This is a genomic window from Dactylosporangium sp. NPDC051484, from assembly GCF_040689395.1.
In the GTDB taxonomy this organism is placed as follows: domain Bacteria; phylum Actinomycetota; class Actinomycetes; order Mycobacteriales; family Micromonosporaceae; genus Dactylosporangium.
This window is the reverse complement of sequence record NZ_JBFAZX010000004.1, coordinates 322,901-337,546: the sequence shown is the minus strand read 5'-3', so window position 1 is coordinate 337,546 and position 14,646 is coordinate 322,901. Positions and strand designations below refer to the sequence as shown.

General features: G+C 74.4%; 9 protein-coding genes and 1 pseudogene. 6 read left to right on the top strand and 4 right to left on the bottom strand.

The window, feature by feature from the left end; all coding sequences use genetic code 11:
* Positions 1 to 109: 109 nt before the first annotated feature.
* Positions 110 to 2,764: a glucosidase gene (locus AB0367_RS10305; RefSeq protein WP_366225920.1), complete on the top strand. Its 2,655-nt coding sequence runs from the start codon at positions 110 to 112 to the stop codon at positions 2,762 to 2,764.
* A 42-nt stretch (positions 2,765 to 2,806) separates the two neighbouring features.
* Here the strand turns inward: AB0367_RS10305 and AB0367_RS10300 are convergent, their stop codons facing one another.
* Positions 2,807 to 5,452: an EAL domain-containing protein gene (locus tag AB0367_RS10300; RefSeq protein WP_366225919.1), complete on the bottom strand. Its 2,646-nt coding sequence runs from the start codon at positions 5,450 to 5,452 to the stop codon at positions 2,807 to 2,809.
* A gap of 71 nt (positions 5,453 to 5,523) precedes the next feature.
* Positions 5,524 to 6,033: a TetR family transcriptional regulator gene (locus AB0367_RS10295; RefSeq protein ID WP_366225918.1), complete on the bottom strand. Its 510-nt coding sequence runs from the start codon at positions 6,031 to 6,033 to the stop codon at positions 5,524 to 5,526.
* 74 nt (positions 6,034 to 6,107) lie between these two features.
* Between AB0367_RS10295 and AB0367_RS10290 the strand changes: the two genes are divergently transcribed.
* Positions 6,108 to 7,226 (top strand): FAD-dependent oxidoreductase, encoded by a 1,119-nt coding sequence (locus AB0367_RS10290; RefSeq protein ID WP_366225916.1) that lies wholly within the window; start codon positions 6,108 to 6,110, stop codon positions 7,224 to 7,226.
* A gap of 73 nt (positions 7,227 to 7,299) precedes the next feature.
* On the opposite strand, the pseudogene AB0367_RS10285 reads toward AB0367_RS10290, so the two are convergent.
* Positions 7,300 to 8,046 (bottom strand): annotated as a pseudogene (locus AB0367_RS10285) (protein phosphatase 2C domain-containing protein); the annotation flags it as partial.
* A gap of 63 nt (positions 8,047 to 8,109) precedes the next feature.
* Between AB0367_RS10285 and AB0367_RS10280 the strand changes: the two are divergent.
* Complete coding sequence (locus AB0367_RS10280) at positions 8,110 to 11,169, top strand: LuxR C-terminal-related transcriptional regulator (protein WP_366225915.1); 3,060 nt, start codon at positions 8,110 to 8,112, stop codon at positions 11,167 to 11,169.
* A gap of 139 nt (positions 11,170 to 11,308) precedes the next feature.
* Positions 11,309 to 12,157: a serine/threonine-protein kinase gene (locus tag AB0367_RS10275; protein WP_366225914.1), complete on the top strand. Its 849-nt coding sequence runs from the start codon at positions 11,309 to 11,311 to the stop codon at positions 12,155 to 12,157.
* Here AB0367_RS10275 and AB0367_RS10270 read toward each other — a convergent pair.
* Positions 12,081 to 12,446 (bottom strand): hypothetical protein, encoded by a 366-nt coding sequence (locus tag AB0367_RS10270; RefSeq protein WP_366225913.1) that lies wholly within the window; start codon positions 12,444 to 12,446, stop codon positions 12,081 to 12,083. The genes AB0367_RS10275 and AB0367_RS10270 overlap by 77 nt on opposite strands.
* Before the next feature lie 88 nt (positions 12,447 to 12,534).
* Between AB0367_RS10270 and AB0367_RS10265 the strand changes: the two genes are divergently transcribed.
* Complete coding sequence (locus tag AB0367_RS10265; RefSeq protein WP_366225912.1) at positions 12,535 to 13,842, top strand: hypothetical protein; 1,308 nt, start codon at positions 12,535 to 12,537, stop codon at positions 13,840 to 13,842.
* Positions 13,839 to 14,594, top strand: a complete 756-nt coding sequence (locus AB0367_RS10260; protein ID WP_366225911.1) for a 3-ketoacyl-ACP reductase — start codon at positions 13,839 to 13,841, stop codon at positions 14,592 to 14,594. Before AB0367_RS10265 ends, AB0367_RS10260 begins: the two co-directional genes overlap by 4 nt.
* The last annotated feature ends 52 nt before the right edge of the window (positions 14,595 to 14,646 follow it).

Below are 14,646 nucleotides of genomic sequence, written 5' to 3'. Positions count from 1 at the left end.
AGGGGCGGCTTGGTGTACTAACAAAAGCCACGTAAGGGGTGAAGGGGCCGGGCCACCACTTGACCGAAACATGAACGACGGAGAATGGGCCCGTGAGGAGAACAGGCGCGTGATCGAGGACGACGGGAACGCCGAGCGCCGGCGGCTGGCCGAAGCCGACAGCGGGGAGCGCCCATGGCGGGGCTGGGGGCCCTACCTGTCCGAGCGTGCCTGGGGCACCGTCCGCGAGGACTACAGCGCGCACGGCAACGCCTGGGACCACTTCCCGCACGACCACGCGCGGTCCCGGGTGTACCGGTGGAACGAGGACGGCATGGCCGGCATCTGCGACGACCGGCAGACGTTCTGCTTCGCCCTCGCCCTGTGGAACGGCAAGGACGCGATCCTCAAGGAGCGGATGTTCGGCCTCGGCGGCGACCTCGGCAACCACGGCGAGGACGTCAAGGAGTACTGGTGGTATCTGGACTCCACGCCGACGCACTCGTGGATGAAGTGGCGCTACCACTACCCGCAGCAGGCGTTCCCGTACGACGACCTGGTCGCGGAGAACTGCCGCCGCGGGCGTGCCGAGCCGGAGTACGAGCTCGTCGACACCGGCATCTTCGACGAGGACCGGTACTGGGCGGTCGAGGTCGACTACGCCAAGGCCGGTCCGACCGACATGTGCATCCGGATCCACATCCGCAACATGGGGCCCGACCCGGCCACCCTGCACCTCCTGCCGACGCTGTGGTTCCGCAACACCTGGTCGTGGGGGCTGCCCGGCCGCGACTACATACCTGAGATCCGCGCCAAGGACAACGGCCTGCTGGCCGAGCACCGGCTGCTCGGCCGCCTCGCGCTCACCGGCGACGGGGCGCCGCGCCCGCTGTTCTGCAACAACGAGACCAACGGGCAGCGGATCTGGGGCAAGCCCGGCCGCGAGTACCCCAAGGACGGTATCGGCGACCACATCATCCACGGCGCCGACAGTGTCAACCCCGCCGGCGTCGGGACCAAGGCCGCGCTGCACTACCAGATCTCGGTGCCCGCCGGCGGCTCGCACGAGATCCGGCTGCGGCTCAACCTCAACGCCCCCGGCGCCAAGGACCTCGCCCCGGCCGACCTGAAGGCCGGCTTCGAGTCCGCGATGTCGAGGCGGGAGACCGAGGCCGACGCGTATTTCGACGCGCTGGTGCCCGCCGCGGCCAGCGCTGAGGAGAAGATGATCGTCCGGCAGGCGGTCGCCGGGCTCATGTGGGGCAAGCAGTTCTTCCACTTCGACGTGGCACGCTGGCTGCAGGGCGACCCGGTCTCCGAGCCGCCGCCGGACAGCCGCCGCTACGGGCGCAACAGCCACTGGTGGCACATGAACAGCTGCGACGTGCTGTCCATGCCCGATCCGTGGGAGTACCCCTGGTATGCCGCCTGGGACCTGGCCTTCCACTGCGTGGCGATCGCCCGCGTCGACCCCGGCTTCGCCAAGGAGCAGCTGCTGCTGCTCCTGCGCGAGTGGTACATGCACCCCAACGGGCAGATCCCGGCCTACGAGTGGGCGTTCGGCGACGTCAACCCGCCCGTGCACGCCTGGGCCGCGTTGCGGGTGTTCGTCCTGGACGGCTCGCGCGACTTCGACTTCCTCGCCCGGGTGCTGCACAAGCTGCTGCTGAACTTCACCTGGTGGGTCAACCGCAAGGACGCGGAGGGCAACAACGTCTTCGAGGGCGGCTTCCTCGGCCTGGACAACGTCGGGCCGTTCGACCGCTCCGCCGCGCTGCCGGTCGGCGGCCGGCTCGAGCAGAGCGACGGCACCGCCTGGATGGCGATGTACGCCCTCAACCTGCTCGACATGTCGCTCACCCTCGCCGTGCACGACCGGGTGTACGAGGACATCGCCGCCAAGTTCCTCGAGCACTTCGCCTACATCGCCGACGCCGCCTACGAGTTCGGGCTGTGGGACGAGGAGGAGGCGTTCTTCTACGACGTGCTGCGCACCGCCGACGGGCGGCAGATCCCGCTCAAGGTGCGCTCCGTCGTCGGTCTCCTGCCGCTGACCGCGACCACGATCATCAGCTCCACGACGCTGCGCCGGCTGCCCGACGTGGCCGCCCGGCTGCGCTGGTTCCTGACCAACAAGCCCGAGTACGGCGACGTGGTCGGGGCGAAGAAGAGCCGCGGCGGCCAGCAGCTGCGACTGTTGTCGATGGTCGGGCCGGACCAGCTGATCCGCATCCTGCAGCGGATGCTGGACGAGGAGGAGTTCCTCTCGCCGTACGGGCTGCGCACCCTCTCCCGGGCGCACAAGGACGAGCCCTTCACGGTGCAGCTCGGCGACCACGCCTACACCGTCGGCTACGAGCCCGGCGAGTCCACGAGCGGCCTCTTCGGCGGCAACTCGAACTGGCGGGGCCCGATCTGGATGCCGGTCAACTACATCCTGATCGAGGCGGTGCGCCGCTTCGCCGAGTTCTTCGGCGACGACCTGCAGGTGGAGTATCCGGCGAACAGCGGCCGGATGGCGACCCTCGCCGCGGTGGCCGACGACCTGTCCCGCCGCCTGGTCCGGCTGTTCCTCGACGACGAGCACGGCCACCGCCCCGTCTTCGGCGACGTGGAACTGTTCCAGAACCACCCGGAGTGGCACGACCTGCTGCTGTTCTACGAGTACTTCCACGGCGACACCGGGGCGGGACTGGGCGCGGCGCACCAGACGGGCTGGACGGCGCTCGTGCTGGACCTGATCCTGACGCTGCGCACGCCGCCCCCCGACGACGCCCGGGCCTGAGCCGCCCCCGTCGCGGCTCGGCGCTGCCGAAGGGGCGTGCCGCTACAGCAGCGGGATGCGGTGGTGCTCCAGGTAGGCCTCGACGTGCTCGGCGTGGTCCGGCGGGCTGATCAGGAAGCCCTGGCCGAGGGGGCAGCCCGCGGCGCGTACCACGTCGACGTGCGACTCGGTCTCCAGGCCGCACGCGATCACGTCGATGCCCAGGCGCCGCGCCAGCCCCACGACCACGTCCACGATCGGCGTGGCCGGGCCGCGGCGGCCGGCGGGCTCGCTGAACAGCGCCTGGTCGATCTTCAGCACGTCGATCGGCAGGCGGCGCAGGTGGGCCAGGGCCGTCGGGCCGGTGCCGAAGTGGTCGAGGGCGGTCCGCACGCCGAGGGCGCGCAGGCCGGCCAGCGCCTCGACCGCGAACGCGTCGTCGGGCAGCGCCGCCTCGGCCACCTCGACGACGAGCGCCTCGGCGGGCACGCAGTGGGTGTCCACGGCGGTGGCGACCGCGGCCAGCCAGCCGTCGCCGGTGAGCTGGCGGGCCGTGACGTTCACCGAGATCCACAGCTCCCGGCCGTCGCGGCGCCAGCGGGACAGCTGCCGGCACGCGCTGTGCAGCACCCACTCCCCGATCTCGTCGGCGATGCCGGCGCCGAGCTCCTCGGCGATCGGCAGGAACTCGGCCGGCGGGATCGAGCCCAGCCGCGGGTGCCGCCAGCGCAGCAGCGCCTCCACGCCGACCGGCTGGCGGGTGGCGAGGTCGGCGACGGGCTGGAAGACCAGGTCCAGCTCGCCGCGGCCGATCATGCCGGGTAGCTGCTGCTCGATCTCGGTGCGGCGCACCAGCGCGGTCTCGAACGACTCGTCGTAGCACTCGACCCGGCCGCCGCCACGGCCCCGGGCGAGCTGGCGAGCCCGGCGGCGGGCCACGTCGGCGTGGCGCAGCGCCTCCTCCGCGCTGCCGGCGCCGAGCAGGTCGGCGACGCCGACGTCGGCGGCGAGGTGCACGGTGTGGCCGGGCAGGTGGAACGGCTCGGCCAGGGCCGTGGCCAGCCGGGTGGCGAGGGCGAAGGCGTGTACCAGCGGCGCCTCCGTCAGCACCGCGAACGCCGCCGTGCCGAGCCGGGCCGGCAGATCGTCGCGGGCGGCCACGGCGCGCAGCCGGCGGGCGGCCTCGATGAGCACCGCGCCCGCGACCGCCGGGCCGTGCAGATCGGCGACGCTCTCGAAGCGCTCCAGCTCCAGCGCGAGCAGCGAGCCGTTGCGCCCGCCGGCGCGGGCCTCGCTCGCGGCGGTGACGAACCTGCGCCGGTTGGCCAGGCCCGTCTGGTCGTCGGTCCAGGTGACCTCGTCCAGGCTGCGCTGCAGCTGGGCGCGGTCGCCGATGTCCCGCACGTGTACCACGAGCCCGCCCACCTCCGGCGCGCCACGCTGGTCGCTGACCGTGGACTCGGTGTCCCGCCAGCGGCCGAAGCCGTCGCGCAGCCGGGCCCGGATCAGCGCGTGCTGGTGGCCATCAAGGACCACCGCCCGCAGAACCGCGGCGGCGGGCGCGGCGTCGGCTGGGTGCAGCAGGTCGGTCAGGGGCCGGCCGAGCGTGTCCTGGTCGGACAGGCCGAACTGGCGGGCGGCGGCCGGCGACTGCCAGCGCACGACGAGGTCCGCGTCCAGCACGATCGCCACGTCCGTCGACCCGGAGACGAGGGTGCGGAAGCGCGCCTCGCGGCCGGCGAGGGTGTGCGCGTAGCGCCGGATGTCCCGCGCGGCGAGGAACTCCCGCACCGCGAGCGCGGCGAAGGCGGCGCTGCCCAGGGCCACCGACGTGTTGTCGAAGTGCCCCCCGGTGAGCAGGTGGAACACGGACACCGCGACGGCGAGCAGGGCCGGGCCGATGAACAGCGGATAGCCGGCGAACGACCCGCCCTCGTCGGCGGCGTGCGGCCTCGTGGGCTCGTCGTCGGCGCGGCGGGCGCCGGCCGCGATGAGGAAGGGGCCGGCGACCATCGCCAGCCCCGCGACGACCAGCCCGGCGCTGACCACGCCCGGCGCCTGCGGCCAGGCGCGGTGGTGGCCGAGCAGCAGCAGGGCGTACACGTCGACGCCGACGATCGACAGGGCCGCGCCGCCGCTACAGCCCAGAGCCGCCCGGGGGTGGCGCACCGCGCGCAAACCGGTGCAGACGGCGACCGCGACGGCGACGCACCCGGTCAGCGCGACCGCCAGTCGCAGCGGCGCGGCGGCCGGCGCCGAGCGGCCCAGCGCCAAGACCCAGGCGCAGTAGAACAGGCTGACGCCGATGCCGGCGCCGTCGAGCAGGCGGCGCAGCCGGGCGCCGAGGCTCGGCGCGGCGCCCGGAAGCAGCAGCAGGCCCAGCAGGTACGCCGGGACGGCGGTCAGCGCCGTCCCGGCGGCGACCGGTCCCGGGTCGAACCACGGCAGGCCGGTGACGCTCACCCCGGCGCCGGTGAACAGCGCGCCCAGACCGAGGAACCCGGCACCGCGGCACGGCCCGAAGCCGCCCCGCCCGCGGTGGATGCGTAACGCCAGCCGGATCAGGCCCCCGGCGCACACCAGCGCGACCGAGCCCGCGACCGCGGCGACGGTGACCAGGCCGAGGACGGGGTCGATGGCGGCCGCGGCGGCGAGTGCCGCCGCCGTGGTGAGCAGAACGATCCAGAACCTGCGGGGGTTGCTGACCACTACGGTGCCGCTTTCGCGAGGGGAGCGCTGGGGATGTGCTCATCGTGCTCAACGACCGGAGCCGCCCGGGGTTATTCGCCGGTCACCACGATCCGGCCGATCGCGGCGAGCCGTTCGCGGCGCTCCTCGGCGGTGACGATACCGCGCGTCAGCTCGTCCAGCAGCAGCCCGTCGATCAGCCCGATCATGAGCCGCCCCTTGGCCCGCGAGCCGGTGAGCCGCTCGACCCGCTCGACGAACCCGTCCGCCAGCCGCGCCGCCGCCTCGCCCAGCTCGCGGCGCGCCTGCGGGTCGAGCATCAGCATGAATCGCGCCCGGGTGCGGGGCGAGCCCGCCCAACGCCGCAGCACCGCGGCGAGGTCGTGCCCCTCCGACTCGGCCAGGTCAAGCTCGGCGATGCGCTCGAGCGCTGCGGTGAGCAGCGCGTTGCGGGTCGGAAAGTGGTAGCTGCACGTGCCCTGCGGCAGCCCGGCCCGCGCGTCGACGGCCCGGTGGGTGAGCGCCCGCATCCCGTCGTTGCCGAGCACGTCGATGGCGGCGTCGGCAAGCCGACCCTTGCGATCCGTGTCCCGATCCTTCACAGCCGCGATGCTACAGGTGTAGCGTCATTGCTACACCTGTAGTGGAACAGCTGCATTCTCATAAAGGAGTATCGATGCGTGCGATCATCGTCGGTGGCGGGATCGGCGGGCTGGCCACGGCCCGCGGGCTGGGTCTGCGCGGCTGGGAGGTGACCGTCCTGGAGCGCCAGCCCCGGCTTGAGGCGGCTGGTGCCGGCCTGTCGCTGTGGCCCAACGCCCTGCGCGCCCTGGACTGGCTCGGCATCGGCGAGGCCGTGCGCGCGGCCGGCGCACCGATCACCGGCGGCGGCCTGCGCGCCGCCGGTGGCGCCTGGCTGACCCGCACAGGCGTCTCGGGCCCGATCGGGGTGCACCGCGCCGACCTGCACGAGATCCTCGCCGAGGGCCTGAGCGTGCGCACCGGCACGGCGGTGACCGACCCACACTCGCTGGACGCCGACCTGATCGTCGGCGCGGACGGCATCCGTAGCGCGGTGCGCGCGGCGTACGCCCCGCAGATCCAGCTCCGCGACAGCGGCCAGGTCTCGTGGCGCTCGGTCGTCCCGGCCGACGCCCTGGGCGACGACCGCGGGGGCGGCGAGACGATGGGGCCGGGCGGCCTGCGGTTCGGATACGTGCCCGTGGGTCTGCGGGGCGTCTACTGGTATGTGGCCGCGCCCGCCCCGCTGCGCACCACCGCGCCCGCCGAGCAGCTGGCCGAGCTGCGCGCCGCGTTCGAGGGTTGGCACGAGCCGATCCCCCGGCTGCTGGCCGCGACCGACCCCGGCGCGCTGCTGCACCACCCGCTGCTCGACCTGCACCCGGTCGCGCCGATGCGGTTCGGCGAGCGCGTGGCGCTGGTCGGCGACGCGGCGCACGCGATGACCCCGAACCTCGGGCAGGGCGCCTGCCAGGCCCTCGAGGACGCGGTGACGCTCGCCGCCCTGGTCCCCGGTGGCCGCGACGGCGGGAGCGTGCAGGAGGCACTGCGGGAGTACGACGAAATACGCCGCCCCCGGGTGGCGATGGTGGCGCGCCGGTCGTGGCAGGTGGGCCGGGTCGCGGGCGCGCGGGGCGCCGTGACGGGCAGGCTGGTGCGGGCCCTGGCCCGGCTGACCCCGGCGAGCGCCACCATCCGCAGCGCCGAACGCGTCGCCGCCTGGGAGCCCCCAACGGCGACGCCGGCGCTCACGCGGGCAGGCGGGCGCCGCTGAACTCGTCGCGGCCCAGCCAGGAGCGCAGCCGGCCGCGCAGGCCCTTGCGCTCGGGCACATCGTCGCCGACGATGTCCGCGACCACGGCGGTGATGTTGTCCGGGCCGCCCGCGCGCAGCGCGAGGTCGACGAGGCGCTCGACGCACTCGTCGACGTCGGCGTATTCGCGCAGGACATCCTCCATGGTCTCCGCCCGCAGCACGCCGGACAGGCCGTCGCTGCACAGCAGATAGCGGTCACCGGCGCGGGCGGCGGTCACGGAATACACCGGATCGGTCGGCTGCCCCTGCAGCACCCGGCTGACCAGGGAGCGCTGCGGATGGGTCGCCGCCTCATCGAGCGTGATGCGGCCCTCGTCGACGAGCATCTGCACGTAGGTGTCGTCGCGCGTGATCTGGCCGAACTCCTCGCCGCGAAGCAGATAGGCCCGGGAGTCTCCGATGTGGACCATCCCGATGCGGTCGCCGGAGAACAGCACCGCGGTGAGCGTCGTGCCCATGCCGAGCTTCTCCGGGTCGGCCTCGACCTCGTCGCGGATGCGCCGGTTGGCGTCGGACACCGCCGTGCGCAACGCGGTCAGCAGATCGTTGCCGGCGAACTCCTCGTCCAGCGGGCTCATCGCCTCGATGGCGAGCCGGCTGGCGACGTCACCGGCCGCCATGCCGCCCATCCCGTCGGCGACGGCGAGCAGCCGGTCGCCCGCGAACACCGAGTCCTGGTTGGTGCCGCGCACCAGCCCCACGTCGGTGCGCGCCGCCCAATGCAGTGCGAGCGGATGATGTCCCCCGTCGATCACGCCCTCTGCGACACCCTCTGCCATGCCGAACAGCGTGCCGTATGAGGTCGGCAGACGTCTCTACGCACTTGTGCGTATCGTGGCCGCATGCCAACCGCCCCCTTCATCGGCCGAGCCGCGCAGCTCGCCGAGATCGCGGAGGTTTGGGCGGCCCGCCGGCCAGGCATCATATTGATCACCGGGGAGGCCGGCAGCGGCAAGAGCCGCCTCGTCGCTGAGGCCCTGGACCGGCTCGACCGAGCCGCGGCCACCGTGCTGCGCGGCGCGGCGCGCTCGCTGGGCGCCGCACCGCACGACTGGCTGGCCTCGGTGCTCAGCGGCCACCCGGCGGTTGGCCTGCCGGTCGAGGAGTCGCTGCTGAACCGCTTGGCCCAGCGCACCGCGGACGGCACCCCGGCCGCCGCCGCCGGACCGCGCCTGGCACCGGCCACCACCCTGCGCGCCGCCGTCGACGTGGTCCGCGCCCTGCTCCGGGCGGCCCCGGCGCCCACCGCCGGCACGGTCGCGACCGCGACGCCGGGCGGCGGTCCCGGCGACGAGGCGACGGAGTCCGGGTCCCACCCGGTCCGGCTTTTCACGCGATCGCGCGCCGCCGAGCCGGACGGCGGGGCCGATCCAGCCCGGGGCGGAGCCGATCCCGCCCGGGATGCCCCGGGCATCATCGTCGTGGAGGACCTGCACGACCTCGACCCGGCCAGCCTGGCGCTCGTCGCCGAGCTCGCCGCCGTCGCGGAGACACTCCCGGCGCTGCTGCTGGTGACGAGCCGGCCGCCGCAGGAGGCCGTGTTCGCCCCGGCCGCGGCGCGCACGCTGCGCCGCCTCGGCGGCGGGCCGTCCGTGCTGCGCCTGCACGTGGCCCCGTTCACCGCGAGGGAGACCGCCGAGCTCATCGAGGCCGTGTACGGCAGCGCCCCCGCACCGGAGGCCGTCCGCGGCGCGCTGCGGCGCACCGGCGGCAACCCGTTCTGGCTGACCGAGCTGCTCGCCGCGTACGACACCGCCGAGGACCTGAGCGCCGCGCCGCTCCCCGCGCACGTCGTCGGCCTGCTCGTCGAGCCGCTGGCGGACGAGCCGGCGCTCGTCGGGCGGGTGGCCCGGGCCGCCGCCCTGCTCGGCGACCCGGTCGAGCACGACGTGCTGTTCCACGTGTGCGGCGGGGACGTCGAGCCCGCCCTGCGCCGCCTGCTCGACCTGGGCATGCTGCTCATCGCCCCCGACCTGGCCCCGGCCGGCTCGCTGCGCTTCCGCCACCCGCTGCTGCGCGAGGCCCTCGCCGCCGGCGCCGTGCCGCGCGAGCGCACCCGGGTGCACACCCTGGCCCGCGGGCTCGCCGTCGAACTCGGCGACGACGCGGCGCTCGCCCGCCACGCCGCCGCGCTCGGGCGCACCGCCGAGGCGCGCGCTGCCGCGGCCCGGGGCGCGGCCGCGAGCCTCGCCGGAGGCCTGCCGGAGGCCGCGCTGGACCTGGTCGCGCTCGGCCTGAGCCTCCAGCCTCGGCCCGCACCGGCGCCGGAGGACGTGCCCGGCCAGCGCCGGGCCCTCGCCGCGGTCGGGGCGGCGGCCGGGTTCGTCGGCGGGCGGTTCGGGCTCGCGGCGGAGCACGCCGCCGACTGGCTGAACGAGGCACAGCGGCGCGACGACGCCGACGAGACCGCCGACGCGCACCGGCAGCTCGCCGCCGTGCGGTGGTGCCTCGGGGACCAGGACGGGCATCGGCGCTCGCTCGACCGGGCCGCGGCCGTCGGCGGTTCGGCGGCGTCGCTCGCGCGGCAGCGGACCGCGGAGGCCGAGAGCGCGCTGCGCCTCGAGGACGCCGCGACGGCCCTGCCGCTGGCCGAGGCCGCACTCGCCGCGGCGCAGCGCGCCGGGGCCGGGATCGGGTCGGCCTCGGTGACGCTCGGCACCGCGCTGGCGCTGACCGGCGCCTTCGAGCGCGGCGTGGCGATGCTGCGGGCGGCCCGGCAGCTGGCCGTGCGGGAGCAGGATCCGGTCACGATCGGGCGCGCGGTGCACAACCTGGTCGCGATCAGCCTGCCGCGGCTGGGCGAGGTGACCGGCTGGCGGCTGTTCGACGAGGCGATGGCCACGATCGCCCGCTACGGGCTGGAGTTCTGCGCCGGCCGTACCACGAGCCTCGGCGTCGCCCACGCGGTGCGCGCCGGGGATCTGGCCCGGGCCGAGGCGCTGGTGTGGTCGCGCCTGCCGATCGAGGGCGACCCGGTCGAGCTGGTGCGCTTCACCGCCCGCGCCGGGCTGCTCGCCCTGGAGCGCGGCGACGACCCGCTCGCGGTGCGGATGCTGGCCCGCGCCGACGCCGAGGACCGCGACTCCGGCCTGGTCCGGGTGCTGCGCGTGGCCGTGGCTGCGCGGGGAGTACACCCTGTCGACCCCGCCGAGGCGCTGCGCGACTGCGTTGGCCGGTGCAGCCCGGCGCTGCTGGCCGAGGCGGCGCGCTGGGCCCTGCACGGCGGCGTGCCCGTCGCCGTCGTCGAGGAGCACGTCGCGGAGCCCCCGCCGCGGCTGCTGTTGCTGCTGGCGGTCGCCGCGGGCCGCGATCCGGAGGCCGTGGCCCTGCTGCCGGCCGCGCTCGGCCTCGGCACGATCGACGCCGCGCCCGGCGTCGCGGCGTCCCGTCACGGCGGCACCGCGCAGGGCTTCGGCGGCACCGCTGACCGGCCCGCCGGCCGTCGCGGCGGCTCGCGCGCGGCCCGGCGGCGGGCCGGTTACGAGGACGGCGCCAGGGCCGGCACGGGACCGGCCGGCGGCGACTCGGGCGGCCGCGCCGAGGAGGCGGCGGTGCACACCGCGGTCGCGCACGCCCTCTCCCGGCTGGGCCGGGCCGGCGAGGCGCGGCGGCACGCGGAGCGCGCGGTAGCACTGCTGGCCCACTGGCCGGGATGGCGGCACGCGGAGGCCGAGACGCTGCTGCACAGCCTGCGGGCCGGCGGTGACCTGACCGCCCGGGAGCTCGAGGTGCTCGGCTGCCTCGCCGCGGGGATGACCAACCAGCAGGTGGCGAGCTCGCTGGGCATCTCCATCCGGACCGTGACCGTGCACGTGTCCAACCTGCTGCGCAAGACCGGGGCCGCGTCGCGCACCGAGGCCGCGCTCTGGGCGGTGCGCCACCGCCTGGCCCCCGGGCGCTGAGCGCGGCACCACGGGTTACCGCAAGGTCAACTATCGGTTTCGATCACCCGTAAGGTCGCTGCAATTCGCCCTAAACCGCACCATGTCGAGCGCTCCAGGGCTACCGCAAGCCCGGCCGAATAGGGAATAGTCGACGATTGTGTCCGGGATCGAGGTTGGCCGCAGGGTGCTCGACCGTTACCTGCTGGTCCGCCCGATCGCCCGGGGCGGGATGTCGCTGGTCTACGAGGCGGTCGATCTCGAACAGCTCCGCCCGGCCGCGGTGAAGGTCCTGGCGCCGGCCTTCGCCAGCAACACGCGCGCCTGTCACGCGGCCCGGCGCGAGCCTCACCTCATGCATCGGATGCGACACCCTGCCGTGCCGAAGGTGTTCGCGCACGGCGACATCGAGGCCGACGGGGTGTCCGTGCCGGCGGTCGCCATGGAGCTGCTCAACGGGGTGCCGCTGGCGTCCCGCCTGGCCGATGGGCCGCTGCCCTGGCAGCGGGCGGTGGAGATCGCCGCCTCGATCGCGGAGTTGCTCGCGGTCGCGCATCGCCGGGGCGTGGCGCACCGCGACCTGACCGCCGACAACGTCATGCTCACCACCGCCGGGGTGAAGATCATCGACTTCGGGCTGGCGGTGCCGTTCGCGCACCCGGCGGCCCGGATCGAGCACGCGCCGGCCTGGGACGTGTACGCGCTGGGCGCGCTGCTGTACCACATGCTCACCGGCCGGTCCCCGCACGCGCCGGGCGCCCGGCTGCTGCAGGCGGCGCCGACGCCGGTGGTGCTCACGCCCGGGCTGCCGCGCTCGGTGGCTGAGCTGTGCCGGCAGTGCATGGCCAAGCGCCCGGACGAGCGGCCGCAGAGCGCGGCGGTCGCGCTGTCGCTGTGGGCCGAGTTCGCAACCGACTGGCCACAGCCCGGCCTCACTCCTGCCCGAGCAGCAGGTGGGGCATCAGGCGCTGCACGGCGTCAAGGTCATACACCCGGCGGATCTCGGTGATCAGGCCGGACTCGTTCACCGTCAGGAACTCGGCCAGGCGGAACGTCTCGCCGGACAGGGCGCAGTCGTAGATCAGCGCGGCGCGGCGGTCGATCACCGTGCGGGAGAAGACCGCGATCGATTTCAGGGCCGCGGCATACGCCGTGAGCAGCTCGATGAAGTCGCCGTCCGGGTCGAGGTTGGACTCGATCTCCGGCGCGGCCGCGAGCAGCCGGAACAGGTCCGCCGTGCGCCCCGTGGTCCAGGCCGCGACCCAGCGGCCGGCGACGTCCTCCACCGCGATATCCATCGCGGCATATCCTCGCATGCCACCCGCGCCCCGGCGCGTGCCCGGGTCAGGGTTTCAGGAAAGGGCTTTCCTCGGTAGCATCCGGGGCATGTTGCGGATCGACGAGGGCCTCACGGCCAAGGCGTTGCGGCCCGCTGTGGAGCGGATGTGGCAGCTGTCCGCCGGCAAGATCCTGGCGCTGGACCCGGACGGGCACGGCGGGTCACCGGTGTTCACGGTCGACGGGCGATACACGGCCCGCGGCTGGACCGAGTGGACGCAGGGCTTCCAGGTCGGCTCGGCGCTGCTGCAGTTCGACGCCACGGACGAGCGGCGCTTCCTCGACCTCGGCCGCGTGCAGACCGAGCGGCTGATGGCCCCGCACGTCAGCCACGTCGGCGTGCACGACCACGGGTTCAACAACGTCAGCACGTATGGCGCACTGCTGCGCCTCGCCCGCGAGGGGCGCGTCGACGAGCGGGACCGGGCCGCGGCGGAGCTGGCACTGAAGGTCAGCGGCGCGGTGCAGGCGGCCCGCTGGCAGCGCGTCGAGGACGGCACCGGCTACATCTACTCGTTCAACGGGCCCCAGTCGCTGTTCGTCGACACGATCCGCTCGTGCCGCTCGCTCGCGTTGGCGCACGCGCTCGGCCACGTGCTCATGGGCGAGCACGACGAGCGCGTCGACCTGCTCGATCGGCTGCGGCAGCACGCGCACAACACCGCGCGGTACAACGTCTACTTCGGCACCGGGCGCGACGCCTACGACGTGCGGGGCCGCACCGCGCACGAGGCGCTGTTCAACGTCAACGACGGGCGGTTCCGGGCGCCGAGCACGCAGCAGGGGTATTCCCCGTTCTCCACCTGGACGCGCGGGCTGTCGTGGGCGATGCTCGGCTTCGCGGAGCTGCTCGAGTTCCACGAGGACGCCACGTTCGCCGAGGCGGCCCGCGCGACCTGCGACTTCTACATCGGGCACGCCGCCGCCGACGGGGTGCCGTATTGGGACACCGGCGCACCGGGCGTCGCACACCTCGACCTCGACGCGCCCGCCGACCCGTTCAACGACTTCGAGCCGGTCGACTCCAGCGCGGCGGCGATCGGTGCGCAGGGGCTGCTACGGCTGGGGCGGCACCTCGGCGAGGCGCGATACCTGTCTGCTGGGCTCACGGTCGCGCGGACGCTGCTCGCCGAGCCGTACCTGTCGGCGGACCCGGGCCACCAGGGGCTGCTGCTGCACTCCGTCTACCACCGGCCGAACGGCTGGGACCGGGTCCACGAGGGGCAGCGGGTGCCCAACGGCGAGTCCAGCATGTGGGGCGACTACCACCTGCGCGAGCTCGGGCTGTATCTCATGCGCCTCGACGAGGGGCCGTACTACACCTTCTTCGGCGGCCTTCCCGCGGTGACGGCATGACCGCGGCGCTCGTCACCGGGGCGTCGCGGGGCATCGGCCGGGGCATCGCGCTCGCCCTGGCGAGGGCCGGGCTCGACGTCGTGGTCAACTACGCGAGCAACGCCGCCGCCGCGCGGGAGGTCGCCGCGGAGGTCGAAAAAGCAGGGACGAGAGCCGCGGTCGTACGCGCTGACATCGCGCAGTCCGCCGACCGCGCCCGGCTCGTGGCCGAGGCGTACGAGGCGTTCGGGGACATCGGGCTGCTCGTCAACAACGCGGGTGTCGCGCCGGCGGTGCGCGCGGACATCCTCGATGCCGGCGAGGAGTCGTTCGACCGGCTCGTCGGCATCAACCTCAAGGGTCCGTACTTCCTGACCCAGTTGGTCGCGCGCCGCATGGTCGCGGCAGGCACGGCGGGCCGGATCGTGACGATCTCGTCGATGAGCGCCTACACGGCGAGCGTGAACCGCGGCGACTACTGCGTCACCAAGGCCGGCCTGTCGATGCTGACCAAGCTCTACGCCGCCCGTCTGGCCGAGCACGGCATCAACGTCTACGAGGTGCGCCCGGGCATCATCGCGACCGACATGACGGACGGTGTGAAGGAGAAGTACGACCGGCTGATCCACGCCGACGGCATCACCCCGATCCGCCGCTGGGGCACCCCGGACGACGTGGGGCGCGCGGTGGCGGCGATCGCCACGGACCTGCTGCCGTTCTCGACCGGTCAGGTGATCGACGTCGACGGGGGCTTCCACCTCCGCACGCTCTGAGGCCTGTGCGGCCCTGAAGCGAAGCCGCCGATTGGTTGTCATCGGTGCCGGT

Coding starts and splice junctions, on each gene's coding strand:
- AB0367_RS10290 (WP_366225916.1), top strand. CDS start 6,108: ATGCGTGCGATCATCGTCGGTGGCGGGATCGGCGGGCTGGCCACGGCC.
- AB0367_RS10280 (WP_366225915.1), top strand. CDS start 8,110: ATGCCAACCGCCCCCTTCATCGGCCGAGCCGCGCAGCTCGCCGAGATC.
- AB0367_RS10270 (WP_366225913.1), bottom strand. CDS start 12,446: ATGGATATCGCGGTGGAGGACGTCGCCGGCCGCTGGGTCGCGGCCTGG.
- AB0367_RS10265 (WP_366225912.1), top strand. CDS start 12,535: ATGTTGCGGATCGACGAGGGCCTCACGGCCAAGGCGTTGCGGCCCGCT.
- AB0367_RS10260 (WP_366225911.1), top strand. CDS start 13,839: ATGACCGCGGCGCTCGTCACCGGGGCGTCGCGGGGCATCGGCCGGGGC.